At 68.5% G+C, this 26,449-nt stretch carries 29 protein-coding genes; 14 read left to right on the top strand and 15 right to left on the bottom strand.

Annotation, left to right across the window (positions count from 1 at the left end):
• Nucleotides 1-216: hypothetical protein (locus ABZ803_RS35055; RefSeq protein WP_357046145.1), on the top strand; the 216-nt coding region annotated here is incomplete at its 5' end.
• 195 nt (nucleotides 217-411) lie between these two features.
• Here the strand turns inward: ABZ803_RS35055 and ABZ803_RS35050 are convergent.
• The 4 genes from ABZ803_RS35050 to ABZ803_RS35035 all read right to left on the bottom strand — a co-directional run bounded on the left by ABZ803_RS35050 (nucleotide 412) and on the right by ABZ803_RS35035 (nucleotide 5,278).
• A complete protein-coding gene (locus ABZ803_RS35050) occupies nucleotides 412-1,584 on the bottom strand; it encodes a CHAP domain-containing protein (RefSeq protein ID WP_357046143.1) in 1,173 nt (390 codons plus the stop codon).
• A 303-nt stretch (nucleotides 1,585-1,887) separates the two neighbouring features.
• On the bottom strand, nucleotides 1,888-2,739 hold the full coding sequence (locus tag ABZ803_RS35045) for a TIGR02569 family protein (protein ID WP_357046141.1): 852 nt from the start codon (nucleotides 2,737-2,739) through the stop codon (nucleotides 1,888-1,890).
• A 55-nt stretch (nucleotides 2,740-2,794) separates the two neighbouring features.
• The gene (gene moeZ, locus ABZ803_RS35040; RefSeq protein WP_357046139.1) at nucleotides 2,795-3,979 is read right to left on the bottom strand and encodes an adenylyltransferase/sulfurtransferase MoeZ; all 1,185 of its coding nucleotides are present in this window, start codon (nucleotides 3,977-3,979) and stop codon (nucleotides 2,795-2,797) included.
• Between the two features lie 129 nt (nucleotides 3,980-4,108).
• Entirely contained in the window at nucleotides 4,109-5,278 is a 1,170-nt protein-coding gene (locus ABZ803_RS35035; protein WP_357046137.1) for a DUF3152 domain-containing protein, read from the bottom strand.
• A gap of 281 nt (nucleotides 5,279-5,559) precedes the next feature.
• Between ABZ803_RS35035 and ABZ803_RS35030 the strand changes: the two genes are divergently transcribed.
• Nucleotides 5,560-6,225 carry a TetR/AcrR family transcriptional regulator gene (locus tag ABZ803_RS35030; RefSeq protein ID WP_040869167.1) on the top strand — a complete coding sequence of 222 codons (666 nt, stop codon included), beginning with the start codon at nucleotides 5,560-5,562 and terminating at the stop codon, nucleotides 6,223-6,225.
• A 79-nt stretch (nucleotides 6,226-6,304) separates the two neighbouring features.
• On the opposite strand, the gene ABZ803_RS35025 is transcribed toward ABZ803_RS35030, so the two are convergent.
• Together ABZ803_RS35025 and ABZ803_RS35020 are read right to left on the bottom strand one after the other, a co-directional pair.
• Nucleotides 6,305-6,535, bottom strand: coding sequence for a DUF3107 domain-containing protein (locus ABZ803_RS35025; protein ID WP_040869214.1), 231 nt, complete (start codon nucleotides 6,533-6,535; stop codon nucleotides 6,305-6,307).
• A gap of 66 nt (nucleotides 6,536-6,601) precedes the next feature.
• Nucleotides 6,602-7,141, bottom strand: a complete 540-nt coding sequence (locus tag ABZ803_RS35020) for a YceI family protein (RefSeq protein ID WP_357046134.1) — start codon at nucleotides 7,139-7,141, stop codon at nucleotides 6,602-6,604.
• A 102-nt stretch (nucleotides 7,142-7,243) separates the two neighbouring features.
• Between ABZ803_RS35020 and ABZ803_RS35015 the strand changes: the two genes are divergently transcribed.
• Nucleotides 7,244-8,080, top strand: a complete 837-nt coding sequence (locus ABZ803_RS35015) for a helix-turn-helix transcriptional regulator (RefSeq protein ID WP_357046132.1) — start codon at nucleotides 7,244-7,246, stop codon at nucleotides 8,078-8,080.
• 7 nt (nucleotides 8,081-8,087) lie between these two features.
• On the opposite strand, the gene ABZ803_RS35010 is transcribed toward ABZ803_RS35015, so the two are convergent.
• Genes ABZ803_RS35010 through ABZ803_RS35000 form a run of 3 tightly spaced genes read right to left on the bottom strand, consistent with a single transcriptional unit; the run spans nucleotide 8,088 to nucleotide 10,786 of the window.
• On the bottom strand, nucleotides 8,088-8,789 hold the full coding sequence (locus ABZ803_RS35010; protein ID WP_062973750.1) for a ferritin-like fold-containing protein: 702 nt from the start codon (nucleotides 8,787-8,789) through the stop codon (nucleotides 8,088-8,090).
• Nucleotides 8,790-8,816: 27 nt separating this feature from the next.
• Entirely contained in the window at nucleotides 8,817-9,872 is a 1,056-nt protein-coding gene (locus tag ABZ803_RS35005) for an alpha/beta hydrolase (protein ID WP_357046130.1), read from the bottom strand.
• Nucleotides 9,873-9,928: 56 nt separating this feature from the next.
• The gene (locus ABZ803_RS35000; protein WP_357046128.1) at nucleotides 9,929-10,786 is read right to left on the bottom strand and encodes a hypothetical protein; all 858 of its coding nucleotides are present in this window, start codon (nucleotides 10,784-10,786) and stop codon (nucleotides 9,929-9,931) included.
• 463 nt (nucleotides 10,787-11,249) lie between these two features.
• Here ABZ803_RS35000 and ABZ803_RS34995 point away from each other — a divergent pair, with 463 nt between their 5' ends.
• From ABZ803_RS34995 to ABZ803_RS34970, 6 genes are all read left to right on the top strand, one after another.
• Nucleotides 11,250-12,959, top strand: a complete 1,710-nt coding sequence (locus tag ABZ803_RS34995) for a DEAD/DEAH box helicase (RefSeq protein ID WP_357046149.1) — start codon at nucleotides 11,250-11,252, stop codon at nucleotides 12,957-12,959.
• A gap of 27 nt (nucleotides 12,960-12,986) precedes the next feature.
• A complete protein-coding gene (locus ABZ803_RS34990) occupies nucleotides 12,987-14,216 on the top strand; it encodes a hypothetical protein (protein WP_357046126.1) in 1,230 nt (409 codons plus the stop codon).
• A 41-nt stretch (nucleotides 14,217-14,257) separates the two neighbouring features.
• A complete protein-coding gene (locus tag ABZ803_RS34985) occupies nucleotides 14,258-14,770 on the top strand; it encodes a nitroreductase/quinone reductase family protein (protein ID WP_357046124.1) in 513 nt (170 codons plus the stop codon).
• Between the two features lie 83 nt (nucleotides 14,771-14,853).
• Nucleotides 14,854-15,459 carry an acid phosphatase gene (locus tag ABZ803_RS34980; protein ID WP_357046122.1) on the top strand — a complete coding sequence of 202 codons (606 nt, stop codon included), beginning with the start codon at nucleotides 14,854-14,856 and terminating at the stop codon, nucleotides 15,457-15,459.
• On the top strand, nucleotides 15,456-15,983 hold the full coding sequence (locus tag ABZ803_RS34975; RefSeq protein ID WP_357046120.1) for a GNAT family N-acetyltransferase: 528 nt from the start codon (nucleotides 15,456-15,458) through the stop codon (nucleotides 15,981-15,983). Before ABZ803_RS34980 ends, ABZ803_RS34975 begins: the two co-directional genes overlap by 4 nt.
• 3 nt (nucleotides 15,984-15,986) lie before the next feature.
• On the top strand, nucleotides 15,987-16,694 hold the full coding sequence (locus ABZ803_RS34970; protein WP_357046118.1) for an endonuclease V: 708 nt from the start codon (nucleotides 15,987-15,989) through the stop codon (nucleotides 16,692-16,694).
• Here the strand turns inward: ABZ803_RS34970 and ABZ803_RS34965 are convergent.
• The gene (locus tag ABZ803_RS34965; protein ID WP_357046116.1) at nucleotides 16,673-17,086 is read right to left on the bottom strand and encodes a hypothetical protein; all 414 of its coding nucleotides are present in this window, start codon (nucleotides 17,084-17,086) and stop codon (nucleotides 16,673-16,675) included. The two genes, ABZ803_RS34970 and ABZ803_RS34965, sit on opposite strands and share 22 nt — an antisense overlap.
• A 199-nt stretch (nucleotides 17,087-17,285) precedes the next feature.
• On the opposite strand from ABZ803_RS34965, the gene ABZ803_RS34960 reads away from it, so the two are divergent.
• Both ABZ803_RS34960 and ABZ803_RS34955 read left to right on the top strand, forming a co-directional pair.
• Nucleotides 17,286-18,230, top strand: a complete 945-nt coding sequence (locus ABZ803_RS34960; RefSeq protein WP_357046114.1) for a diacylglycerol kinase family protein — start codon at nucleotides 17,286-17,288, stop codon at nucleotides 18,228-18,230.
• A 255-nt stretch (nucleotides 18,231-18,485) separates the two neighbouring features.
• Complete coding sequence (locus tag ABZ803_RS34955; RefSeq protein WP_011211115.1) at nucleotides 18,486-18,740, top strand: WhiB family transcriptional regulator; 255 nt, start codon at nucleotides 18,486-18,488, stop codon at nucleotides 18,738-18,740.
• A gap of 436 nt (nucleotides 18,741-19,176) precedes the next feature.
• On the opposite strand, the gene ABZ803_RS34950 is transcribed toward ABZ803_RS34955, so the two are convergent.
• The 4 genes from ABZ803_RS34950 to ABZ803_RS34935 form a co-directional block, all read right to left on the bottom strand.
• Nucleotides 19,177-20,691: a histidine kinase N-terminal domain-containing protein gene (locus ABZ803_RS34950; protein WP_357046112.1), complete on the bottom strand. Its 1,515-nt coding sequence runs from the start codon at nucleotides 20,689-20,691 to the stop codon at nucleotides 19,177-19,179.
• Between the two features lie 22 nt (nucleotides 20,692-20,713).
• Nucleotides 20,714-20,929 carry a biotin/lipoyl-binding carrier protein gene (locus ABZ803_RS34945; protein WP_040869187.1) on the bottom strand — a complete coding sequence of 72 codons (216 nt, stop codon included), beginning with the start codon at nucleotides 20,927-20,929 and terminating at the stop codon, nucleotides 20,714-20,716.
• Nucleotides 20,930-21,173: 244 nt separating this feature from the next.
• Complete coding sequence (gene rsrA / locus ABZ803_RS34940) at nucleotides 21,174-21,440, bottom strand: mycothiol system anti-sigma-R factor (protein ID WP_357046147.1); 267 nt, start codon at nucleotides 21,438-21,440, stop codon at nucleotides 21,174-21,176.
• Between the two features lie 20 nt (nucleotides 21,441-21,460).
• The gene (locus ABZ803_RS34935) at nucleotides 21,461-22,219 is read right to left on the bottom strand and encodes a sigma-70 family RNA polymerase sigma factor (protein ID WP_245664031.1); all 759 of its coding nucleotides are present in this window, start codon (nucleotides 22,217-22,219) and stop codon (nucleotides 21,461-21,463) included.
• Between the two features lie 170 nt (nucleotides 22,220-22,389).
• Here ABZ803_RS34935 and ybaK point away from each other — a divergent pair, with 170 nt between their 5' ends.
• Together ybaK and ABZ803_RS34925 are read left to right on the top strand one after the other, a co-directional pair.
• On the top strand, nucleotides 22,390-22,884 hold the full coding sequence (ybaK, locus tag ABZ803_RS34930; RefSeq protein ID WP_357046109.1) for a Cys-tRNA(Pro) deacylase: 495 nt from the start codon (nucleotides 22,390-22,392) through the stop codon (nucleotides 22,882-22,884).
• 74 nt (nucleotides 22,885-22,958) lie between these two features.
• Complete coding sequence (locus ABZ803_RS34925) at nucleotides 22,959-23,258, top strand: hypothetical protein (protein WP_357046107.1); 300 nt, start codon at nucleotides 22,959-22,961, stop codon at nucleotides 23,256-23,258.
• 355 nt (nucleotides 23,259-23,613) lie between these two features.
• On the opposite strand, the gene ABZ803_RS34920 is transcribed toward ABZ803_RS34925, so the two are convergent.
• On the bottom strand, nucleotides 23,614-24,402 hold the full coding sequence (locus tag ABZ803_RS34920) for an SOS response-associated peptidase (protein WP_357046105.1): 789 nt from the start codon (nucleotides 24,400-24,402) through the stop codon (nucleotides 23,614-23,616).
• Between the two features lie 167 nt (nucleotides 24,403-24,569).
• On the opposite strand from ABZ803_RS34920, the gene ABZ803_RS34915 reads away from it, so the two are divergent.
• The gene (locus tag ABZ803_RS34915) at nucleotides 24,570-26,078 is read left to right on the top strand and encodes an aldehyde dehydrogenase family protein (RefSeq protein WP_357046103.1); all 1,509 of its coding nucleotides are present in this window, start codon (nucleotides 24,570-24,572) and stop codon (nucleotides 26,076-26,078) included.
• The last annotated feature ends 371 nt before the right edge of the window (nucleotides 26,079-26,449 follow it).

The following is a 26,449-nucleotide window of genomic DNA, read 5'->3' as shown; positions in this document are numbered from 1 at the left end:
GTCAAGGGCGAGAACATCCCGGAGCCGGGCATTCCGGAATCGTTCAAGGTCTTGCTCAAGGAACTCCAGTCGCTGTGCCTCAACGTCGAGGTGCTCTCCGCGGGTTCGGCCATCGAGTTCCAGCACGCCGACGACGAGATCGATCGCACTGCCGCGAATTTGGGCATCAACGTGTCCGGCAATGAGGCCGCCTCGGTGAACGATCTTTCGATCTGAACAGGCCCTCGCGCGATTCGGGGCACCGCGCACGGAGTTGTCGTGCCGCTCCGTGCGCGGTGCACCGGAACGTGCGCGGCGAAGTCTGCCGCCACCGGTTCGGTGCACCGCCACGGTCGGAAAGAAGCGCACGCGTCCGGACGGACACCGGCTGGAATCCCACCGCGATCCCGTCCGATACCGCGAGCAGGACCGTCAGGACGCCCGCGCGGCGTTGTTGGACGGCGGCTTGACCACGCCGACAAGCGATCCCGCGTTCATGGAATAGCTGTTGGATTTCAGTTGATCGCTGGAATTGCCTTCGATGGTGGTGATCCGGCCGGTTCGGGGATCCACGGACTCCACGATTCCCACGTGGTCGGGGGTTCCGTCGCCTTCCCAGTCGAAGATGATCATGTCCCCCTTCTGGGCATTCGAGATATTCGAGGCCAACCCCATGTGCTTGGCGTCGTTCCAGATGGACGGCACATAGTTCTTGTTGGTCCAGTCGACGTTGTAACCGGCCTGATCCCACGTCCAGGTGGAGAAGGCCGCGCACCACGCGTCGTTGATGTTGTACGGGGCCTTGTAGAGCTTGCCGTCCGGGCCGCGGAACATGGGGACGTTGTTGCCTCCGCTTTCGGAGACACCGAGCGCCAGTTGCTCTCGTGCCTTCGCGACGATGTCGTCCGGAGTTCCCGTACCTCGGGTCCAGGTGGCGTTGCTCGCGGTCGGCGCCCACGGAGACCGGGACCCGACATCCGGCGCGTTGCCATAGGGGTTGCGCGGAAGGTCGGGAATCATCTTGTAGATATCGCCCGCGTCCCTCTGCATACCGCTGTCCGCGTCTTCGATCGTGTCGTGCACACGGTCCACGCCCTCCAAGATCAGCTGTAACAGCCGATTCTCCTCGGCGGCGGTCAAGTGCAAGTTCCCATCGGGCAGACGGGTCAGCTGGTGCTCCCCCGGTTCGCGACTCAACTCCGTTTTGAGCCCGGCCACGATCCCTTTGACATCCTGGAACGCTTTGTTGGAGGTGTCGAAGCTCGCGATGGCGCTTTCGTTCACACCGTCGTTCTGCGCTTGCAGTTGTGACGTTTTGTCCCGGAACGCACCGCGCTTGTCGTCGTAGTTGTCGACCAGCACCGACGATCCGGGATCGAGCGTCTGGGCGCCATCCTTGGTGAGCTTGCGGCCGTCGGCGCTCAGCAGCTTCTTATCCGCCAGCCAAGCGATCATGTCCGGTTGCCCACCGTCCCACCCGGACGCGAACAGCACGACCGCGTTCTGCATGTACACATTGGCCGCGTCGACAACCGCATTGAGACCCTCGCTGGCATAGGCGGGATGCGGAAGGTCTTCTAGATCTATGTCACTCAAAGTAGTCATGCACGCCCTCCACCCGGCGCGGTCCACACGGCCGTTCTCCGCAGGCCGACAAACAGCATCCGTAACCTCACTCGGCCGAGACCGCCGGACGTTGTGGCGGCACACCCATCTCTACGGCCGAGTATCGGGCATTCCCGGCATTGGCAACTCGCGACGCCCGCGGCGGCCGTTTCGCACGGGTGCGAGCACTCAGCGGCGTTTGGTCGCCGAGGCGCGCAGCGCCGCCGGTGCCGCCACCGACACTCGGTCGCGGAAATCGACGTGTCACCGCACGAAGGTTCGGTGAACAGCGGGAAGAACGGCTCAAAGGGTGAGGCGCACCATGTCCGCGGTCCGCGCCAGACCCGGGAACGCCTGCGGCGTCGACCTCGGGTGCAGGGCGTGCACCGCGAGCCGGAACATGACCGCGCGCAACAACATCTGCGGCCACTCCGGCAGGTCCGCCCAGCGTTCGAGCAACCCGTCGTCCGCGCCGCCCCACGCCAGTGCGTCCACCACGATCACGCCCGCCGCCCAGGGCGCGGGCCGCCAGTACGGCGTGATGTCGGTGAGGCCGGGGACCTGCGCGCCCGCGAACAACACGGTGCCGAACAGGTCGCCGTGCACCAGCTGCGGCGGCGTCTGCACCGGTTTGCGGAGGGTGGCCAGCTGACCGATCAGTTCGATGCTGCGCCGCCCGTCCGGGGACGTCGACAGCGAAGCGCCGCCCGCGCGGAGGCTGCGCAGCGGCACCGGCTCCCAGGCGGCGCGATCGGCCGCGACGAACACGTCCACGTCCACCCACGGCACGACCGGGGGCTGCGCGAGGAAACGCGGGCGCTCCAGATGCGCCGTCGCCTGGTGCAGGCGCAGGGACACCGAGACCACCTCGTCGTGCCGTGGCTCGGGCGCGCCCTCGAGATAGGTGTCCGCGCGCCACCCGGATACCACGTAGCGGCCGTCGGTCGCCCGCACCGGACGCGCCAGCCGCAGCCCGTCCACCTTCAGCGTCTCGCGGATCTTCGCCGACCACGCCGCGCGCGCGTGATCGGCGACCGGATTGAGCACCACGTCACCGAAGCGCCAGCCGCCTTCCCAGTCGCCGATCGGCACCGGGGTCACTTCGCGCAGACCGAACGTGGCACGCACATGCTCGGGAGGTTCCACAGAAGTCACGGCCGTACGGTACGTCGTGTCTGATTTGGCGCGCCTTCGGCGCGCCGTGTTCGCCTCAGTACACCGGCAGCGACTTGTCCACCTGGTTGGCCCAGGCGATCACGCCGCCCTGCAAGTGGGTGGCGTCGGAGAAGCCCGCGCGTTTGAGCGCGGCCAAGGCCTCGGCGGAGCGTACGCCCGTCTTGCAGTGCAGCACGATCGGACGGTTCTGCGGCAGCTCGGCCAAGGCCTCGCCGGACAGGATGCGGTCCTTCGGGATCAGCCTGGCGCCTTCGATGTGCACGATGTCCCACTCGACCGGCTCGCGCACGTCGATCAGCTCGATCGGCTTGCCCGATGCCAGCAGTTCCTCGAGCTCGCGGGCGGTGATGGTGGACCCGGCCGCGGCCGCCTGGCCCTCCTCGGACACCACGCCACAGAACGCCTCGTAGTCGATCAGCTCGGTGATCGGCTGACGCTCCGGGTCACGGCGCAGCTTGATGGTCCGGTAGTTCATGTCCAGTGCGTCGTACACCATCAGCCGCCCCAGCAGGGGCTCGCCGATGCCGGTGATCAGCTTGATGGCCTCGGTCACCATCACCGAACCGATGGACGCGCACAGCACGCCGAGCACACCGCCCTCGGCGCAGGACGGAACCATGCCGGGCGGCGGGGCCTCCGGGTACAGATCGCGGTAGTTGATGCCGCGCCCGTCCGGCGCGTCCTCCCAGAACACCGAGACCTGGCCCTCGAAGCGATAGATCGAGCCCCAGACATACGGCTTGCCCGCCAGCACCGCGGCATCGTTCACCAAGTAGCGGGTGGCGAAGTTATCGGTGCCGTCGACGATCAGGTCGTACTCGCGGAACAACTCGATCGCGTTCTCCGGTTCCAGCCGGATCTTGTGCAGCCGGACGTCGATGCCGGAGTTGATCTCCAGGATCGAATCACGCGCGCTGTCGGCCTTGGGGCGGCCGATATCGGATTCGCCGTGGATGATCTGGCGTTGCAGGTTCGAGGCGTCGACCTCGTCGAACTCGACGATGCCGAGCGTGCCGACACCCGCGGCGGCCAGGTACAGCAGGGCGGGCGAGCCGAGACCGCCCGCGCCGATCACCAGCACCTTGGCGTTCTTCAGACGTTTCTGCCCGTCCACGCCGAGATCGGGGATGATCAGGTGTCGGCTGTAGCGGGCTACCTCATCCCTGGTCAGCTCCGCGGCCGGCTCGACAAGTGGCGGCAGGGACTTGGGTGATGACACGTCCAGGACTCCTCGAATCGCTTGGCCGATCGCTGCGGCGGTGTGACGCCCGTATCGGGCTGGCTCAACTGTGCAACACCGGCGACCGGGCCGTTCTTCCCGCCCATCGTTCCGTATCCCGGAGGCCGCCTATCCCCGAGGGTAGGGCCAGGGGTTGAAGCGGCAGTGCTTGCCGTCCATCGGGACCACGCCGTGCGGATCGAGGGAGGCGATGTCGTCGTTCTTGGTGCCGAAGGTCTGCTGCATCATCACCGGAGCCAGCCCACCGTCGGTCTCGCACGGCTGGTGCTGGTGGTAGCCGATGGCGTGGCCGACCTCGTGGTTGATCAGGTATTGCCGGTAGGACCCGATGTCGCCTTCGAAGGCGAGCGCGCCGCGCACCCAGCGGACGTCCGACAGCACCACGCGGCGGTCGTCGGCGTTGTAGCAGGAGGTATCGATCGGGATGTCGAAACCGCATTCCTTGCGGCTGGATCCCCGGGAGGAGAGCGAGACGCGGAAGTCGGCGTCACCCTGATCGACCCGGCGGAACGCGAACTTGGGGTCGTGCACCCAGCTCTTCGGATTGGCCAGGGTGGAGTCGACCATCTTGGCGACGGCCTCGTCACCGCCCAAGCCGGAGGTGTCCACGCCGTTCTCGATCTCCACGGTGTAGCGGAAGACCGTGGTGGTTCCGGTGCCGACCTGGGCGGTGGTGCCGGGCACCACGTGCCAGTCGCCCGCGCCGGTCTCGGCGAACGCGCCGCCCTCGGGCAGTGCCCCGGCGGGTAGATCGGTGGAGAAGTGCCCGTCGCCCGGCGGTGCGCCGATGATGCCCGCGGTGGCGGTGGCCGTACTGAGGCGCCCGAGCCCCGGATCCGAGCCCGCGATGCTGTCGGGGTCGGCGGCGCGGATCGCGTCTACGACGACCAGGACGGTGAGCACGACCAGCACGGGCAACGCGTACGCCCGCCAGCCGTAGGTCGAGACGAATCTGCCGAGCGCGCTCTGCTTCTTGGCGTCGCGCTCGGGGCGGCCGCGGTCCCTGCCGTCGTCGGGGGAAGTGGGATCCCAACGGGCGCGCAGCGGCTGATGGGATCGTTCGGCCTTGTGCGAGTAGAGACCCAGCGGGTCGTAGACCTCGACGGCGTCTCGATCGGGCTGCTCCGGATCGGGCTGCGACACAACGGGTTCGGGCGGTTTGCGGCGCTTGCGCTCTTTCTTCCCGCGACCGGGTGACCCGCCGCCTGCCCCCGACCGCTCGGCCGCGCCGGTTCGAGCCGCACCATCGGATCGCGCCTCTGGCCAGGTTCTCGCCATGTGGTCCGACCCTACGGAACCGGACGCGCCGGAGCCAGCCGGGCGGCGCGCACCGCGCCGTCCGGCGGGGGATCTCTCCGGTCGGTCGGTCACGTTCCCCAGCGTCTCACAGCAGCGAATCCCCACTCACGGGCACACCTGGCGGCCCGGTCGGTGCGAGAATCCTTTCCGGGTGGCACCAGTTGCCCGGCCCCGATCCGCGGGCGGGCGACAACCGGGTATCGTTCATGAGATAACCCGGTGCACACCCCTTTGCCGGGGAATCGACTGGGAGAGCCGAAATGACTGACCTCGTGGACCGGATGACGTCCCGTAGATCGTCGTCCGAGGCCATGGCACCCGCCAAACGCGGTACCCGGCTTCCGCGCGACGAGCGACGTCAACAGCTACTCGCGGCGGCAAGCGAAGTCTTCGTACAGCGCGGGTACCACGCCGCAGGCATGGACGAGATCTCGCAGTGCGCCGGAGTGAGCAAGCCGGTGCTGTACCAGCACTTCAGCAGCAAGCTGGAGCTCTATCTCGCGGTGCTGCAGAACTACGTGGACATGCTGGTGTCCAGCGTCCGCCAAGCGCTGCGCTCCACCACCAGCAACAAGCAGCGTGTGCGTGCCGCGGTGCAGGCGTACTTCGACTTCGTCGACAACGAGATGCAGGGCTTCCGACTGGTCTTCGAGTCCGACCTGACCAGCGAGCCGCAGGTGCAGCGCCGGGTCGAGCAGGCCACCGAGGCCTGCGTGGACGCGGTGTTCGACCTGGTCGCGCACGACTCCGGCCTGGACCCCTACCGTGCCCGCATCCTGGCCGTCGGCTTGGTCGGCGCGAGCCAGTTCACCGCGCGGTACTGGCTGGAGGCCGATCGGCCGATTCCGAAGGAGGAGGCGGTCGACACCACCGTCTCGCTCGCGTGGGGCGGCCTGAAGCACGTGCCGCTGCACCCGATCGACTGAGCGGTCACGACGACGAACGAGCCCCTGTCCCCGAGCTGTCGGGGGCAGGGGCTCGATTGCGTATGGGCCGGACCGGGAATCAGACCGCGGCGAAACCGACGCGGCCGCCGGTGGTGGAACCGATCTCGACGTAGGCGACCTTCGACGCCTGGATCAGGAACTTGCGGCCCTTCTCGTCGGAGAGCGACAAGACGCCACCGTCGCCGCCGCCGAACGCACCGGACACCAGCGCCTCGACCTCGTCCTGGGTCTGCGCGCTGTTGATCACCAGCTCGCGCGGGCTATCCGAAATACCGATCTTGACCTCCACGGCCAACCTCCGAACCTGAGAGTCCTGTGCTGTCGAGTCCAGGCTAGTGGGGGCCGCCGACGGCATTCACTTCGGCTCGATGAGCTGGATCTCCAATTCGATCTTGACGGTGTCGCCGAGCATGCCGGGCAGGGCACCGCCGACGCCGAAGTCGGTGCGCTTGATGGCGCCGGTGGCGGAGAAGCCCGCGTGCCGGTCGCCGGTCGGGCCGAAGTCCTGCACGCCGCCCCACTCGACCTCCAGGGTGACCGGCTTGGTGATCGAGCCGAGCGTGGCCTCGCCCTCGACCTCGAAGGTCTCCGCGACGATTACCGGCCGGGTGGCGCGGAAGGTCAGCGTGGGACGGTTGGCGACGTCGAGGAAGTCGGCGGTGCGGATGTGGGCGTCGCGGTCGGCGTTGCCGGTGTCGAAGGAGTCCAGGTGGATCGTCGCGCCGATGGTGGCCGCGCCCGATTCGTCGACCACGAATTCGGTCTCGAACCGGGTGAATCCGCCACGCACCTTGGAGATGCCGAGATGACGAATGGTGAAGGCGACCGAGGAGTGCGCGGTGTCGAGTGCCCACGAACCGGTTTTCAACGCGGTGGATTCCGAGGTAGATGTCATACCTCCGACAATGAACGGACCACGGTCCGCTAGCCAGACCGCCGTTATCCTGGACCTGACAGGGCGCGGATAACCGTCCTCGGACCGGGCACGATGGGACACATGGCTCGTAACGGATTCGCGGAATTCCTCATCGCGCGTCGCGCCGAATTGCGGCCGTCGGACGTCGGCATGCCCGAGGGCGGCCGCCGCCGGACCCCCGGCCTGCGTCGCGAAGAGGTCGCCGTCCGAGCGGGGATGAGCGCCGACTACCTGGCCCGGCTGGAGCAGGGACGCGACACCAACCCGTCGGTCGCGGTGATCGACGCCCTGGCCGACGCACTGTTGCTGAGCGGCGACGAACGCCAGCACTTCAGCATGCTCGCACTCACCTCGGGCAACGAATCCCGGTGTCCCGGCAACGAATCCGCCGCGGAGGAGGTGGCCCCGACGATCGAGACCATCCTGCGGGCATTGCATCCGACGCCGGCCTTCGTGGTCGGCCGGAGGCTGAACGTGCTGAGCTGGAACCAGGCGTGGGGCGATTTCGTCGCCCCACTGGGGCTGCTGGACGGAGCCGACCGGCCCAACCTCGCGTGGTACACCTTCGCCCATCCCGCGGCGCGACGCGTCCTGCGCAACTGGGAGCAGGCCGCCGACGCCTTCGCCGCCGCGCTCGGCCGCGCCAGAATCCACTGGCCGGGCGACGACGCACTGCTGGAGACGATCGAGGCGCTGCGCGAACTGCCGGAATTCGCGCAGCGCTGGAAACCGCATCGGGTCGGCGCCGCGGGCTCCGGGATGCTGCACCTCGACCATCCCGTGCACGGCATCGTCGAGGTACCGTTCGAGACCCTGGAAGCCGACCGCGACCAGAGCGTCGTCGTCTGGCTGGCCGACCGGGCGAGCACGCACGCGCCCGGCTTGCGGCTGGTACCCAACCGCGCGGCGAACGCGTAGCCCGCGCTCAGATGCCGAGTACCGCCATGCGCTCGGCGTGGCTGTCCTGCATTCGTTCGATCAGCGCCGCGATGCCGTTGAGGTCGCCGGTCGCGGTGAGCACCAGGTCGGTGAGTTCGTCGCGCTGCGCCATGACGTATTGGGCCTGCGTGATCGCCTCGCCGAGCAGCCGCCTGCCCCACAGGGTGAGCCGGTCGCGTTCGGAGCGGCTCTCGGTGACCGCGCGGCGCACCTCCTCGACCACGAACTCCGAGTGCCGGGTCTCGGCGAGCACGTCGCGGACCACCGCGGCGACATCGGGAGTCAGCGCGCCCGCGATCTCGGTGTAGAAGTCCGCGGCGATGCCGTCACCGACGTAGAACTTCACCATCGACTCGAGCCACGTCGACGGGTCGGTGGAGGTGTGATAATCGTCCAGCGCGCGCACGAAAGGCGCCATGGCGTCGAAGACATCGGCGCCCCGCGCCGCCAGCGCGGACTCCAGCGTCTTGAAATGCTCCATCTCCGCCGCGGCCATCTTCGCCACCGCCACCTTGCCCCGCAGGGTCGGCGACAGCTTGGCCTCCTCGGCCAGCCGGTAGAACGCGGAGATCTCGCCGTAGGCGAGCACCGCGAACAGGTCCGTCACGCCGGGATGACTCGCGGGGATGAAGAGGTTTGCTGGGTCGGTCGACGAAACACCTGACGCGGCAGGTGACTGTGCTCCCATGTGCCCCAGCGTAATACTCACGGCGAATCAGGCGGTCTCGGCCAGGAACTTCTCGAGATAACTCCATGTCGTGTCACGCGCGGTCGGTGCGGCCAGGATGCCCAAGTGGCTGCCGGGGGCGCTCTCGTAGCGGACCATCGCCGCTCCGGTGAGCACGCGGGCGCCCGCCTCGACGGCGGGAGCCGGGGTGATCACGTCGGAGGGCCCGCCCACCAGCAGGACCGGCGCGGTCACATCCGCCAGTTCTATCCGGCGTCCGCCCAGCACGAGGACACCCCGGCCGATGTCGTTGGCGAGGATGAACCGGCCCCACAGCTGGCCGTAGAAACGGCCGGGGTACCCGGGCATCTCGGCCATGAACCGATCGATCGTCTCCATCTTGGCCAGCGCCTCGGTGCGCGCGATATTGCTCGCGACGAACCACGGCCGGGTCAGCTCGCGGTCCCAGGCGGTGACGCGGTAGCCGATTCGAGTCAGTGTCGCAGGAACGCCACCGGCCGCGCGGATGACGGTGGAGGTGGCCCGGCCGCCGGTGAGTTTCGCGACGGCGCGCAGTTGCGGCACGCCGGTCATCCGGTCGTAGTCCAGCGGCGAGCCGACAGCCGTGATGGACCGGATGGGCAGCTCGGGGTGCGCCGCGGCGGTCAGCAAGGCCAGCGTGCCGCCGAGTGACCAGCCCACCAGATCGACCGCTTGTCCGTCGCGATCGGCGCTGGTGCGCAGTACCGCCTCGGGCAGGATGTCATCGATCCAGTCCTCGAAACCCATGCGGCGGTCGGCGAAGGTGATCTCGCCGTAGTCGACGACATACGGGCTGCGGCCGATCTCCAGCAGGAAGCGCGCCAGGCTCTGGTCGGGCCGCAGGTCGAAACAGCTGGCGGGCGCGGCCAGCGGTGGGACCAGCAAGACGGCCGAATCCCCTTCCGGCGCCGTGGCGTCCGCCCGTTCGAAGCGCCGCAGTTGCCGATGCGGCTGGTCCCACAGGATCGTTGCGGGAGTCGGGTCCGGCGCCTCGATGCCGGAGCCGAAGGTCAGTGCCCACGCGTTGCGCGCGGCGAGGGTGACAGTGTCGGCAAGGCTCACATCGAAGAGAGTCTCATATGCCGGTACCGCCGGTAACAGGCAAGCCCCGGAGCGCGCTACCGCGGGCCCATGCCGACCGGGTTGAGCGGCGGGACCACGGCCTCTTGCACGCTGCGCACCAGCGGCTCGAGCGACGTGGTGAGTTCGGTGATCGCGTCGGCCGACAACACCGCGAGCGCGCCGGTCCACGCCGCGTCGTCGGTCTCGGCCTCGACTTCGGCGAGCAGCTGCGCGCCGCTGCCGGTGAGGGTGGGTGTGACCGGTTCGCCTTCCACCAAGCCCCTGGCGCGCAACTCGTCGAAGGCATCGGCCCACTCCGCCTCCGAAACCCCGCGCGCGGGACGCATCACCGATTCGGGCGCCTTACCCGCGGCCACTTGGGCGACCAGCGCTTGACGTCCACTGAGACCGTGGGTGACCAAGGCCGCGACATGACCGTCGCCGCGGTGCTCGCGCAGCGAGGTGCTCAGCTGCCACAGCGCCGCCACCGGGTCGGACGACAGCGGCAGGTCCGCGTTCGCGGCGAACAGCGCCCGGCCGGTCGGGTCGGCCTCTCGCTGCGCGGGCGTGAGCAACTCCACCGCGCGAGCGCACACCGCGTCACCCGCGCCGATGCCGCGCAGCAGACCGGTGGCCAGGTCGAGCCGGGCGGTCAGGCAGGTCTGCGGCGTCGCCCGCTCCCACGCCTCCGGCAGCGCGCGCCGCACCATGTCGGGGTGGAATCCGGCGAAGACCGCTTGCACCATCGCGGGTGTCACCGCGCCCAGCGGCGCGGCGCGGAAAGCGAAGTAGGTCTGCCAGTAGCCGCGCAGGCCGATACCGACGCCCGCCTCCTTGACGCCGGATCCGAAATAGACCACATCGTGTAGCGGTTCGAGCGTCGCCCAGATTTGCCGGGCCGGATGAATTCCCATGTGGCGCAGCGTACGTGGGCGCGCGATGCGGCGAAAGCACGCGACGGGTCCGGCGGATTTTCGGGAGCGCGCCGCAGTGGCAATTCGAGCGACGCACAATATCACGCTACAATCGCGTCGGACAACGGAAAGTTTCGCTCGACAGAGTTGCCGGACGTCGCGCTCACGCACATCGCGGAGACGCCGCTGCGACCGCTGACCGGTTTCGGGTGCGAAGTTTTCGTTGGACAGGAAAATGTGCGCGCACCAATCCGCGTCACCAGTGCGCCGCGCCGATGTTTTGCGAGGTAGCCGCCGCTTATCCCGGCAGGCGCCCGGCATCCGGAGCGTGGCCGGGTGAAGTATCGCCTGCGGAGTCGTGGTCGTCGCGGACCGCCCGGTCCGCCCCACCTCGTGCGCGCGGGACGTGATTACGAGGAAGGCACGAACCCTGAGCAAGATCACAGTCGATCAGGAACCAGGTCTGGCGGAGACCCTGTTGACGGCCGAGTTGGACGCAACGCACACCGCCCCGACTTTCACCGAATTGGGCGTGCGCGCGGAAATCGTCCGCGCACTCGGCGAGATCGGAATCGAACGTACTTTCGCCATTCAAGAACTGACCCTTCCGCTGGCGCTCGCCGGGGAAGATCTCATCGGTCAGGCCCGTACCGGTATGGGTAAAACCTTCGGATTCGGCGTGCCGCTGCTGCACCGCATCGCGACCGCGGAATCGGGCACGACGCCACTGGACGGCACCCCGCGCGCACTGGTCATCGTGCCGACGCGCGAGCTGTGCATCCAGGTCACCAAGGATCTGGAGAACGCGAGCAAGTACCTGACCAATCACCAGGGCCCGCTGCGCGTCGCGTCCATCTACGGCGGCCGCCCCTACGAGGCGCAGATCGCGGCGCTGCGCGCGGGTGTCGACGTGGTGGTCGGCACGCCCGGCCGGCTGCTGGACCTGGCGGATCAGCAGCACCTGATCCTCGGCAAGATCGGCGTGCTGGTGCTCGACGAGGCCGACGAGATGCTCGACCTGGGCTTCCTCCCGGATATCGAGCGCATCCTCGGCATGGTCCCGGACAAGCGCCAGACCATGCTGTTCTCCGCGACCATGCCCGGGCCGATCATCACCCTGGCGCGCACCTTCCTCACCCGCCCCACGCATATCCGGGCCGAGGAGCCGCACGACTCGGCGGTGCACGACCGCACCGCGCAGTTCGTCTATCGCGCGCACGCCTTGGACAAGAGCGAGTTGATCGCGCGCATCCTGCAGGCCGAGAGCCGCGGCGCGACGATGATCTTCACGCGCACCAAGCGCACGGCGCAGAAGGTGGCCGACGACCTCGCCGAGCGCGGGTTCGCGGTGGGCGCGGTGCACGGCGACCTGGGGCAGATCGCCCGCGAGAAGGCGCTGACCAAGTTTCGCAAGGGCACCATCGACGTGCTGGTCGCCACCGACGTCGCGGCGCGTGGCATCGATATCGACGACGTCACGCACGTCGTCAACTATCAGTGCCCGGAAGACGAGAAGACCTACGTGCACCGGATCGGGCGCACCGGCCGAGCGGGACGCACCGGCGTCGCGATCACGCTGATCGACTGGGACGAGCTCAACCGCTGGTCGGCGATCGACAAAGCGCTCGGCCTCGGCATCCCCGACCCGGTCGAGACGTACTCGCGCTCGCCGCACCTGTACTCCGATCTCGGTATTCCCGAGGGCGTGACGGGCGTGGTGCGCAAGGCGCAAGTGGAACGCGACGCGGACGCGGTCGTGGTCGAACGCCCGGCCCGCACCCCGCGCAAGCGCAACCGCAGGCGCACCCGCGCCGGGCAGCCGATCGACGGTACGCCGAACGTCACCGACGCGGCCGAGACCGACTCGCCCGCGGACGCCGAGAACACGTCTTCGGAGCAGGCGGGGGCCGAGTCCGACGCCGACAAGCCCGCCCGCCGCAGGCGCAGGCGGCGCAAGCCGAGCGGCGAAGGGACCGACAACACCGCCGGCGACGAGCCGAGCACCGAGGCATCGGACGAGCACGGCAGCTCGGACGACAGCGACGCGGACGAGACCGGCACCGCCGACCGGCCCGCTCGCCGTCGGCGCAGGCGCCGTCGTGCCGGCGAGGGCGACGCGGCGGCGGAGGACGCCGGGAGCGCGGCGGAGCCCGCGGCAGCGGCCTCGGCCTGATCGCTCGGATCGGCTAGTCTCGCTTTCGTGCTCGCACCCGAGCGGCGGACGCGCGCCGATATCATCTCCGCAGTCGCGATCGCGGTTCTCGTGGTGATCGCCGGGGTCTTGGTGTGGGTGCGCGGCGACGCGCACGGCACCGAGTCGGTGACCGCTTCCTCCACGGTGCCGACCCCGGCGGCGGCCGATCAACTGCCTGCCGCGCTGCGCGAACTGTGGCACGCGCCGGACGGCGCGAGCGCGCGTGCGCTCGTGTCCGGCGGCGTCGCGGTGACCGGCGACGGCGACACGGTCACCGGCCGGGATCCGCGCACCGGTGACCAGCTGTGGAAGTACCGGCGCGACTTGCCGCTGTGCGGGGTCGAGGGCCAGTACGGCATGGTGATCGCGGTCTACCGCGACGAGCGCGGGTGCAGCCAGGCCACGATGCTGGCGGGCGACAGCGGTGCCCGCCGCACGGCGCGCAGCAGCTATATGGATCGCGACGTGCGGCTGTCGGTCGACGGCACCTACCTGCTCGCGCAGGGACCGCAGCGGCTGGAGATGTGGCGCTCGGACCTGGTGCGCACCGTGGAGTACGGCTTCGTCGACGCCCCGGTGAACGTCAAGACCCAGCCGCGCAAGGGCTGCACGCTGCTGTCGTCCGGTTCCAGCCCGTCCAGGCTCGCGGTGCTGGAACGCTGCCCCGCCGACCCGGCCGAACGGCTCACCGTGCTGAACCCGGCCCCCAAGGACAACACGGTGCCGGAGGAGTACGGCTCGCACGTGTTGACCGGTCCCGGAGCGGATGCCGCGGCAGCCCGGGTGATCGCGGTGTCCGACAGCCGGATCGTGCTCTACTTCCCCGGCGCCACCACCGGCGCGGAGTCGCTGCCACCGCGCCTGGCCGTCTACGACGGGAACGGCAACCCCATTGTGGTGCATCAACTTTCGGCACCGCTGAGCCAGACCGCGACGACCACCCGCATCGGGTCGGCCTATCTGGTCTTCACCGGTAACAGCGTGATCGCCTTGAACGGCAGCACTTTCGACCCGCTGTGGACCGCGGGCGCGGCGCTGGGCGCACCGGCGCTGATGGCGGGAAAGCTGCTGCTGCCCACCGCAGGCGCGCTCACCGTCCTCGACCCTGCCACGGGAGCCGAAGCGGGGCGCATCCCGGTGGAGCGGCCCGGTTACGGCGGCGGCCCCATCTCCCTCACCGTGATCGGTACGACCGTACTCGAACTGCGCGAGGGCGAACTGCACGCCTTCGCGTGAGGCCCGGCGAACTTGTCGGTGCCGTGGAGCACACTCGGGGCATGAGCGAAACCACGCCCGCCGCAAGCGAAAACAGCGCTGCTATCACCTCCTACGACGATCCGGACGCGCCGTGGAACCAGCAGTACTCCGACGAAGACATCGCGCACTGGAACGACGGCGTCATCCAGGAGTTTCGCGACAAGGCGGGCAAGGTCGGCGGTGCGTACGAAGGCGGTGAACTGATCCTGCTCACCACCACCGGAGCCAAGAGCGGCAAGACGCACATGGTCCCGCTCGGCCTGTTGCGCCGTGGCGAAACCCTCTACGTGAGTTCGTTCATCGAGGACCGGTACCCCGCCTGGTACCACAACGTGAAAGCCGATTCCGCCGTCACCGTCGAGTTGGGGCCCACCACCCATCGAGGCACGGCGCGGGCGCTGGAGGGAGCCGAGTACGACGAGTTCGCGGCGTGGGCGATGGCGAACAATCCGTTGCTGGCGGACTACCAGGCCAAGGTCTCGCGGCCGCTTCCCCTGGTGGTGCTCGAACTGGGGGACCCGATCGAGTCCTAGCCCCCGGCGGTGGGCGCGGGTTCGGACCGGTGGGCGTCCGATCCAGCGCACCGCCATGATCATCGGTGGACCATCATGGAGACATGTCCGCACTCGACGATGCCCGCGTTGTGCTGCTCCGGCACGGCGAGACCAGCTGGTCCACACAGCGGCGGCACACCGGCCGCACCGATCTCCCGCTCACCGAGCGCGGCGAAGAGCAGGCCGAGGCGGCAGGTAGCCTGCTCGCCACGCTGCAACTGCGAAACCCGTTGATACGCACCAGTCCTCGGCTGCGCGCGAGACGCACCGCCGAGCTGGCCGGGCTCACCGGCGCCGTGGTGGACGACGATCTCGCCGAATGGGACTACGGCGCCTACGAGGGCCTGACCACTCCGCAGATCCGCGAGTCCGTGCCCGGATGGACGATCTGGACCGGTCCGGTCCCGGACGGCGAGACCGACCAGCAGGTATGCGAGCGCGCCGATCGGGTGCTGGCCGCCGTGCCGCCGGTGCTGCCGGAGCGGGATATCGTGCTGGTGGGGCACGGCCACTTCTCCCGCGCACTGATCGCCCGCTGGGCGGAATTCGACGTCCGGGAGGGCCGCCGGTTCGCCATGTCGACCGGCGCGCTGACCGTGCTCGGCTATGAACACGACGCGCGCGCGATCCGCGCGCACAACCTGGTACCCAACGGAGCGTCACTGTGACCCGAACCGGCCCCGCCGACCCCACCGCCATCGACCTCGGCTCCGCCGTCCTGCGCCGCGCGGTCCCTTCCGACCTGCCCGCCCTGGTGGATCTCGTCTACGACCTGGCCGAATACGAGAAGGCGCGGGACGAATGCACGGTCACCGCCGAGCAGCTACGCGCCGCGCTGTTCGGGCCGGAGCCGAAGGTGTTCGCGCATGTGGTCGCGGACGAGTCGGGTCTCCTGGGCTGCGCGATCTGGTTCCTCAACTTCTCCACCTGGGACGGCGTGCACGGGATCTACCTGGAAGACCTCTACGTCAAGCCGGAGACCAGGGGCAACGGCTACGGCAAGGCACTGCTCACGGCTCTGGCGAAGGAGGCCGTCGACCAGGGCTACAGCCGCGTGGCCTGGTCGGTGCTGACCTGGAACAAGCCATCGATCGACTTCTACGAGTCGATCGGCGCGGTGGCGCAGGTCGAATGGGCGGGCTATCGGCTGGCGGGTGACGCGCTCGGCAAGCTGGCCGCCGAGGCGCGGTAGCGCATGTCCTGGCTCCCGCCGCTCGACCTCGGGGCCTGGCCCACCACCGCCGAATCGGCCATGGCGATGCAGGACGAATTACGGCCGCTGGTCGCGCCCGTGACCCCGCCGGGCGCACGGTTCCGCACGGTGGCCGGACTCGACTCGGCCTACCACGACACCGGCGCGGTGGCCGCGGCCGCCGTGGTCTTGGCGGCGGACACCCTGCACCCGGTCACCTCCGCCGTCGCGCACGGCGTCGCGGACTTCCCGTACCTGCCGGGCCTGCTCGCTTTCCGGGAGATCCCGGCGACCCTCGCCGCGCTCGGAAAACTGGACAGCGCACCTGATCTGCTGGTCTGCGACGGGCAGGGACTGGCGCATCCGCGCCGCTTCGGCCTCGCCTGCCACCTCGGCCTGCTCACCGGAATCCCGACGATCGGCGTGGCGAAAACCGTGTGGGGCGAGTATGCCGAACCCGGCCCGGAACGCGGCGCGGCCACCGACATCACCATCGACGCGGTGGTGGTCGGGCGCGCGTTGCGCACCAGAAGTGGCGTCAAGCCGGTGTTCGTCTCCGTGGGCCATCGCATCGACCTCGACACCGCCTGCGCTCAGGTGCTGGCGCTGACCCCGCGGTACCGACTGCCGGAAACCACCCGCCATGCCGATCAGCTCTGCCGGGCGGCGCTGCGCGCGGCTGCCGGGGGCTATTCCGGCTCGACCCCGTAGTCCTGAGCCATCCAGCGGGTGGACGCGGGCGCGAACAGCAGCACCAGCGCCGCGACCGCGACGACCCCGAGCGCAGCGCCGTAGACCGGCTGATGCGAGTCGGTGAGCAGCGACCACGTGACCGGGAGCAGTAGCAACTGCGCGATCACCGCGATCGCGCGCCCCCAGCGTTTCCCCAGCAACAGTCCCGCGCCCGCGGCCAGCACCGCGCCGCCGAGGATGCCGAACCAGGCCGCGGTGCCGTAGCCGCTGGTCGTGGATTGATCGTGACCGAGCAGCCCGCGCGCCACCAGCACGATGGCGACGCCCACCGCGACCACGCCTTCCAGCGTCACCAGGGCGCCGGCCGCCCGCACCGTCGTCGGCACCGCTGCCGCTTTTTCGTCGCTCACGCCAGCGCCTCGCCCGTACTCGGCTCCGTCGTGCGCGACGGCGCACGGTGTCCTCGCTTCCCTCGCTGACGCTCGTTCACGCGGCAAGCCTACGACCCGCTCGGTGCCGCCCTCGTCCTGGCGTATGCCCGCGCGACGGCAGACGGGGCGCCGCTCGCCGCTTTTCCGGCGCGGGCCGGCGGCCAACTAGGCTGCCATCGTGCGGACGCTGCTGATCGTGAACCCGAATGCCACCTCCACCACGCCGGCGACCAGGGACCTCTTGGCGCACGCGCTGGAGAGCCGCACCCAGCTGACCGTTGCGCATACTCAGCACCGCGGCCACGCCGCGGAACTGGCCCAATGGGCGGCCACCAACGAGATGGACCTCGTCGTCGTGCACGGCGGAGATGGGACGGTCAACGAGACCATCAACGGCTTCCTGCCATTGCCGGTCCTCGACGACGGTCAAGCCTGGTTGCCGCGCCTCGGTGTGATCCCCGGCGGCTCGGCCAACGTCTTCGCCCGAGCGCTCGGCATCTCCCCCGACCCGGTGACCGCCACCAATCAGCTCATCGACCTGCTCACGGTGGAAACCGATCGCCGAATCGGTCTCGGACTGGCCGACGACCGCTGGTTCTGTTTCAGCGCGGGCGTCGGATTGGACGCCGACGTGTGCGAGGCGATCGACGCCAGCCGCGCCCGCGGCCGCGCCGCCACCCCCGCGCGCTATGTTCGAACGACTGTTCGGCAATTTTTCCGGGCAAAGCGCAACGAACCGGGCGTTCAGGTGGAAATTCCCGGCCGTGATCCGGTGGACGGGGTGCACTACGCCTTCGTAACCAACACCACACCCTGGACTTACCTGAACGCCACACCGGTGCACACCAACCCCGGCACCCGGTTCGAAACGGGGCTCGGAGTGTTTGCGGTGCGCTCCATGGCCGTCGTCCCCACCCTGCTGCTCGCGCGCCAGCTCCTCGCAACCGACGGAAACCCCAAGTCCCGCAATTTATTTCGCGAAGACGACGTTCCCACCGTACGAATCGAGTCCAAAGAACCCATCGGCCTGCAAATCGATGGCGACTTCATCGGCAAGCGCAACGTGGTGGATTTCACTGCCGTGCCCGACGTCCTCGCGGTCGTCGCTCCGCGGCCGCACTGAGGGCGAAACACCCCCGAAAACATCGCGGGTAGTGCTGCGAAAACCCGGTGGAGCGAGTACAAAGGACCGGGCAGGCTTCCCCCTGTGGGGGCCTTCAGAGCGTGAGCTTCCCCACGGTGCACCGCGTGCCTATTGACATCTACGGTGTTCGTGAAAGCATTCACAAGCAACCGTGCGGAAACATTCGAGTCGCACAAGTGAACGAACCACAAACCCATAGGCGCCCCGTGCGGCGCCCAGCAAAGGAGCAGAGGAATGGACTGGCGCCACAAGGCCATCTGTCGCGATGAGGACCCCGAGCTGTTTTTCCCGGTGGGTAACAGTGGTCCGGCGCTCGCGCAGATTGCCGATGCCAAGCTGGTCTGCGCTCGCTGCCCCGTAACCGCCGACTGCCTGTCCTGGGCCCTGAAGTCCGGACAAGACGCCGGCGTGTGGGGTGGAATGAGCGAAGACGAGCGCCGGGCGCTCAAGCGTCGCAACGCGCGCACCCGCACCCGCACTGTCGTCTGAGCCAGACGATCAGCATTACCGGGCCATTCAGCCCGGCCCGGTAACGCATTTCAGCCCGGCACCCATAGGTGCCGGGCTGTGTTGTTTATGCCCGCCGTATCACGAACTGGAAATACCCGGTCTCGCTTCGCGGCGGAAACGGGAACCGACCAATGCGGTTGCGTGCAACGGCAATTGCGGCATTTGCGACCGGTCGGCGATTCGACTCGCGAATGCGCGGGACCTGTGCGAAAGTAGTCGGTTCTCCAGCGCATGGGAGGAGTAGCGAATCCGGCCCGCACCTCGCATTCCGCTCGATACGGACATTCGGACGGATACCGTGCCGCAAGCCGCCGACCGCACCCGAGTAGCGCCCGCCCGCGACCTCCGAGCAACAAGTCCTGGGAGTTCGCACGCGACCGGTGCCGACGCGGCGGATCCGTCCACCGCCGACCGGTCAGCGGCCCGAACGACGGCCCAGCGGGACCCGCAGGACGGCATCGGTGCCGATATCGGCGCCGGGATGCAGGCCGATGGAACCGCCGAGTTCGGCGGTGACCAGGGTCCGGACGATCTGGAGGCCGAGCCGATCGGAGGACTCCAGGCTGAACCCGGGCGGCAGGCCGCGGCCGTCGTCGCTGATGATCACGTCCAGCCAGCGCGCCGAACGCTCGGAACGGATTGTCACCGTGCCGTTTTCGCCCGAATCGAAGGCGTGCTCGATGGCGTTCTGCACCAGTTCGGTGAGCACCATCACCAGCGGGGTGGCGCGTTCGGCGGAGAACACCCCGAGCGAGCCCGCACGCCGCACCTTGATGCGCGTGGTGTGCACCGTGGCCACGTCGGCCATGATCGGCAGCAGCCGGTCGACGACCTCGTCGAGATCGACCTCTTCGTCCACCGACATCGACAGCATCTCGTGCACCGACGCGATGGAGGTGACCCGGCGCACCGATTCGGTGAGCGCGACCTGCGCCTCCTCGTTCTCGGTGCGGCGCGCCTGGAGGCGCAGCAGCGCGGCGACGGTCTGCAAATTGTTCTTCACCCGGTGGTGGATCTCCCGGATGGTGGCGTCCTTGCTCAGCAGGGCGCGATCGCGCCGCTTGACCTCGGTGACGTCGCGGACGAGTACAGCGGCGCCGGCCAGCTCGCCGTGCGGGCGCAGCACGAGGGTGCGCAGCAGCACAGTGGCTCCGCGCGCCTCGACCTCCATCCGGCGGCCGGTCCGCCCGGCCAGCGCGGCCTGGATGTCGCCGACCACTTCCTGGGCGTCGAAGGGATCGGTGATCAGGGACCGGGTGGTGACGGCGAGATCCTGGCCGACCAGGTCGGCTTGCAGGCCCATCCGGTGATAGGCCGACAGCGCGTTCGGACTGGCGTAGACGACGATGCCGTCGGTGTCGAGCCGGATGAAGCCGTCCCCGGCGCGCGGGCTGGAATGGGTGGCCGCGCGATCCTCGGTGGTCGGGAAGGTGCCGTCGGCGATCATCTGGCACAGATCGTCCGCGCACGCCACGTACGCGCTCTCCAGCTGACTGCGCACTCGGGAGCGTTGCAGATCGGTGTCCCGGCTCAGCACGGCGATCACGTCGTCACCGCAGCGCACGGGGATGGCCTCGCGGATGGCGTGCACCGGACGCGGGTGGTAGACGCCGGAAGTCTCGACGTCGCTGTCGGCTCGCACGATATCGCCGCTTGCCAGCGCCTCGAAAACCTGCGGATGTTCGGCCTGCACAGCGGACGTGCCGACCAGGTCCTCTTGGTGCACGGTGTGTGCGGTGGTGGGACGGCACTGCGCGACACACACGATGTCCGCGCCCTCCGTCACGGGGCCCGCACCGACCCAGAGCAGCAGATCGGCGAAGGACAGATCGGCCAGCAACTGCCAATCGCCCACCACCCGCTGCAGATGGTCCACGGCGACCCCGGGGAGGTCGGTGTGCTCGGCCAGCAGCTCGCTCAGTGTCGCCATGCAGATCTACCGCCGCAATCGATCAGGAGATGACCGCGATCAGGTGGCCCGCCTTGATCGCGTCGCCCTCCTTGACGCCGATCGAAGTCACTGTGCCGCTGGATTCCGCGACCACCGGGATCTCCATCTTCATCGACTCGAGGATCACCAGGGTGTCGCCCTCCCGGACTTCGTCGCCCTCCTTGGCGACGACCTGGTAGACGACCGACACCAACTCGGCGAGCACTTCCTCAGCCATGGCACCCCATTCACTCGTTGGCCTGTATCCGCTGACGGTACAGCCAACCACACGTGAAAGAATGGCCTTCAATCAGAAGGGAGACTACTCATGGGTAAGCGCGGACGTAAGAAGCGTAGCCGCAAGGGGAACGCAGCCAACCACGGCAAGCGGCCCAACGCCTGAGCGCGACGCTCGGCTCGAAAAGCACGAAGCGGCACGCACTTCCAGCGGGAAGGCGTGCCGCTCACGTTTCACCGACCGGCTACTCCGAGGTGTCGACCGAGCTCTCCCCGACCACGAACGTCCGGCGGATCTCGATGGTCAGGCGCTCGCGCAAGGACTCGGGGGCGCGATCACCGCCGCATTTACGGCTGAGCAGGCTCTTGACCTTCTCCTCGATGCCATAGGCCTCGATACACGGACTGCAGTGCTCCATGTGGTGCTGCAACCGCGCCCTGGTCGCCTCGTCGCACTCCCCGTCCAGCATCAACCACACGTCGGCCAGCACCGCCGTGCAGTCGAGCTCCATGTCGGGGTCCCGTTCGGTACTCACTGCTTGACCTCCTGGCGTTCCCCCGAACGGTTGAAACCGCGCTCGCGCGCGACATCGGCGAGCAAACCCTTCAGTTGCTTGCGGCCGCGGTGCAGCCGGGACATCACCGTACCGATGGGGGTGCCCATGATGTCGGCGATCTCCTTGTACGGGAAGCCCTCGACATCGGCGTAGTACACCGCCATGCGGAACTCCTCGGGAAGTTCCTGCAGCGCGGCCTTGATGTCGTCGTCCGGTAACGCGTCCAGCGCCTCGACCTCGGCCGAGCGCAGACCCTGCGAAGTGTGCTCGGCGGTCGCGGCCAGCTGCCAGTCGGTGATCTCGTCGGTCGGATACTGCGCGGGCTGGCGCTGCTTCTTGCGATAGGAGTTGATGTAGGTGTTGGTCAGGATCCGGTACAGCCAGGCACGCAGGTTGGTGCCCTCCCGGAACGACTTGAAGCCCTGGTAGGCCTTGACGTACGTCTCCTGGACCAGGTCCTCGGCGTCCGCCGGATTCCTGGTCATGCGCAGCGCGGCGCCGTAGAGCTGGTCGAGCAACGGGAGCGCGTCCCGTTCGAACCGCTGTGCCAGCTCGGCATCGTCGACGGCGCCGACATCGTCGGCCGCCACGTCATCGTCGCTCGTCACACCTGTCCCTTCGATCGCCGTACCTGCCAAATCTACCGGCATCGGCATATCGAAGGAGAATCCGCCGTCCGCCGGGGACACCTCGGTCCATACCGGGCGGTCGTCGAGCAGCACGGGCACAGGCATCTCCTTCACGTCTCCATAGGGCCTGCTCACGCGCTGGAAACCAGTCCGAGCGCGGTGTACCGGCTACAACATGCGCGACCCGTCCGGTGTTCCCGGGTTGCTCCCGCTCGCGGTGAACGCGCAGGAAATCCCGTTGCAGGCCGGGCCACGACCGCCGTTAGGGTTTGGCCATGGCAGCAGGCTCGACTCCGGCGATCCGCGCGTTGACCCAGGCGAAGGTGTCCCATCGGGTGCACGCCTACAAGCACGATCCGCGCGCCGACTCCTACGGCACCGAGGCGGTCGACGCGCTGGGCGCCGAACTCGGCGTCGCGGCCGGGCAGATCTTCAAGACCTTGGTCATCGAACTCGCCACCGGCTCGCTCGCGGTGGCCGTGCTTCCGGTGCCGAACACCCTGTCGCTCAAAGCCGCGGCCGCGGCGCTCGGCGCGCCGAAGGCGAGCATGGCGGACAAGACGCGGGCGGAGAAGACCACCGGGTACGTGCTCGGCGGCATCTCCCCGCTCGGTCAGCGCAAGCCGCTGCCCACCGTGATCGACGACTCGGCGCTGCGCTGGGACCGGATGCTGTGCAGCGCCGGACGGCGCGGACTGGAGATCGAACTGGCGCCCGCCGACCTGATCCGGTTGACCGCCGCGGTGACCGCCCCCGTGACATCCGCGTAATTCGTCCACCATCGGCGCGATCTGTGCGTTACTGAACTGGCCAGATCGACCCGACTCGTGAGGATGTGATGCGAATGTCTACGCACCAGCGTGTGCGCGCCGTGATCGTCGCGTTGTCCGGAGCGCTCGTCTTGGCTCTCGGTCCGGTAACGCTGCTAGCGCCCGAGGCCGCCGCCTCGCCGGGCACCTCGCCGGTCACGCAGGTCAGCGATTCCGTGTTCGACTTCGACGGTCAGGGATCGAAGAGTGACGACAAGTCCGGAAAGGCCGAGAAACTCAGCGGCAACGTCACCACCAAGCTGATCGACCTGGTCGCCGGAATCATCAAATGCGGGCTCAATATCGCCTCACCGAGCGTGAAGTGCTCGCTGTAATTTCGGCCGCGACTTCGTCGCGGCGTGTTCGCGGCCCCCTTATGGCTCGTGTCCGAGCGACCACCGCTGGCGACTTCGTCGCGGACGCGGCGGCCGCTCGGACACGAGCCGGGCCGCGAACGGCACATGCTAGGTCTCGCTTCGCTCGAAACCGGTAGTTGGGCCGGTGTGGTCGCGCAAGGCGGTCACACCGGCACCCTCGGTTCGCGGAGTATCGGTGGACTGGCTCGGGGAAGTCACCGACTCGGCTACGCGGTGGTGTGGCGGCCGAGCGTACGCGGGGAACACGCTCGATGTCGTGGTCCGGAGCGGCGGCCCCCGGCCGACGCGGCTACAACGGTGCGACAGCGAACGATCACAACAGGCTGATCTGCTCGGCGTCCTTCTGATCCTCCACTCGGGCAAGCAGTTCCGGTCCGTTGTTGCGCACACTGTTGACCAGCGCGGGCACCGGACGGGCAACGATATCGGCGACCGCTTCCTCCGACGGCGTCTCGAGCAGGCTCGCGGGCGCCGGGTGATCCGGATCCAGCCACGCGTCCCAGTGCTGCCGCGGCATGGGCAGCGGCATCCGGTCGTGGATGCGGGTCAGGTCGCCGACCGCGTCGGTGGTCAGGATGGTGCACGACAGCAGGGGCTGACTCTCCGGCTGGGACCGGTCGCGCCAAACCGCCCACAGACCGGCCATGTAGAGGCGGGAACCGTCCGCGTGGGCCATGTAGTACGGATGCTTGGCGACTTTCCCCTTCGCGCCCTTCTCGCCGTTCGGCTCCACGACCCACTCGTACCAGCCGTCCATCGGTACCAGGCAACGCCGGTACTTCACGGCGTCGCGGAACGAGGGCGTGCTGGCGGCCTTGTCCGCGCGGGCGTTGAACAGCGGCTTGCCCTTCACCGGGATACCGGGCTCGGCGGCCTTGGTCCACACCGGGATCAATCCCCAGCGCATCCGCCGGATCCGCCGCTTCGGGTCGTCGTCCTCGCCGCCGTGATCGTGCCGCTCGACCACGGTGAGAACCTGGGTGGTCGGAGCGACGTTGTAGTTGGTGAAAGAACTCTGCTCCGCGGAGTCGGTCTCGTCGATCGCATCCAACTCGACCGCGAGCCTGCCGGGGTTGGTCGTGGTCGCATATCGTCCGCACATATCCCGATAGTCCCACTCGCCACCGACAGAGTCGGGGACAATTGACGCACAGCTGGTGACCTGTTGAGAGTTGTGGCATAGCATTCTCTCATCGGAAGGACGGGCTGCCCGTCCACTCGGACATCGCGCATCGACCGTCCACCGGAGACGGCAAGAGGAGAACCACTGTGACATCCACCGACACCAAACCGGCCGATCACGACACGGCACTGACGTCGGTCAATCCGGCGACAGGCGAGGTGATCGGCACGCACGTCATCGCCGACGACGCCGCGGTGGCCGCCGCGGTCGCCAAGGCTCGCGCCGCGGCCGCCACCTGGGGCGCGCTGAGTTTCGACGAACGGCGCACGCACCTGCTGCGCTGGTCGAGCAAGCTGGTGCAGGACTCGGAGAAATTCTGCGAGTTGATCCACGCCGAGAACGGCAAGCCGCTCGACGACGCCTTCCTGGAACTGATGCTCGCGCTCGAGCACATCGCCTGGGCGGCCAAGAACGCCAAGAAGGTGCTCGGACCCAAGAAGGTCTCCCCCGGCGCGCTGATGTCGAACTTCAGTGCCCGGCTCGAGCAGCGCCCGCTCGGTGTGGTCGGCGTGATCGGCCCGTGGAACTACCCGGTCTACACGCCGAACGGTTCCATCGCCTACGCGCTGGCCGCGGGTAACACCGTCGTGTTCAAGCCGAGCGAATACTCCACCGGCATCGGCAACTTCCTCGCCGACGCGTTCGCCGCGGCCAATCCCGAGCTGCCCGAGGGCGTCTTCATCACGATCAACGGTTACGGCGCGACGGGCGCGGCGCTGGTCCGCTCGGAGGTCGACAAGATCGCGTTCACCGGCTCCACCGCCACCGGCAAGCGGATCATGGCCGCCGCCGCGGAGCGGCTCACCCCGGTGCTGCTGGAGTGCGGCGGCAAGGACGCGGTGATCGTCGCCGCCGACGCCGACATCAAGGCCGCCGCGGACGCGGTCGCCTGGGGCGCCACCGCCAACAGCGGCCAGACCTGCGCGGGCGTCGAGCGGGTCTACGTCGACCGCTCGGTGCGCGAGGAGTTCGTCGCCGAGGTCAAGCGCATCCTCACCGACATCAAGCCCGGCTCGGACGACAAGGCCGCCTACGGCCCGATGACCATGCCGAGCCAGATCGACATCGTGCGCCGTCACATCGAGGACGCGTTGAAGAACGGCGGCACCGCGGTGCTCGGCGGGCCCGAGTCGGTCAAGGCGCCGTTCATCGAACCGGTCGTGCTGGTCGACGTGGACGAGAACTCCGAGGCGGTGGCCGAGGAGACCTTCGGCCCGACCATCACCATCCGCACCGTCGACGGCGTGGACGAGGCGGTCGAGCTGGCCAACAACTCCAAGTACGGCCTGTCCTCGGCGGTCTACTCGAAGAAGAACGGCCTGAACATCGCGCGCAGGCTGCGCGTCGGCGCCACCTCGGTGAACTCCGTGCTCGCCTTCGCCGCCATCCCCGGCCTGCCCTTCGGCGGCGTCGGCGATTCCGGCATCGGCCGCATCCACGGCGAGCCGGGTCTGCGCGAGTTCACCCGCCCGCACTCGATCGCGGTGCAGCGCTTCACCGTTCCCGGAATGGCGCTGCTGAGCTACAGCCGCACCGACTCCACGATGAAGCTGCTGCGCAAGCTCGTTCCGTTCCTGCACGGGCGGCACAAGTAAGAATCCGAACGGCCGGGGCCGGGTACTCGACGTCGTCGAGCACCCGGTCCCGCGCTGCGCGCGGAGATGGCGGCGGCGCTGGACGACGGGCACCGGCCCTGGAATTGATACCGGTTCTAGTTTTGTTGAGCGCGACACGGAGTTAGGACGGTGCGCATGAATGCTTGGGTGTTGCAGGCGATCGTGCTCGGTGCGCTGGTCGACTGATCACCGATCGACGGGACAACCGCCGACCACAACGAACCGCGTGCACAATGCCCAAAGCTCGCGCCCCTACGCGCCCAGCGCACCTCAACTCCGGGTTTCGAGCGAAGCGAGACCGAGCATGCGCCGTTCGCGGCCCGGCTCGCGTTTGCGCGGCAGCTTCATCG

This window comes from Nocardia sp. NPDC047648, assembly GCF_040642815.1.
Classification (GTDB): domain Bacteria; phylum Actinomycetota; class Actinomycetes; order Mycobacteriales; family Mycobacteriaceae; genus Nocardia; species Nocardia gamkensis.
Note: the sequence above shows the minus strand (reverse complement) of the source record. Positions and strands in the feature narration are given on the sequence as shown.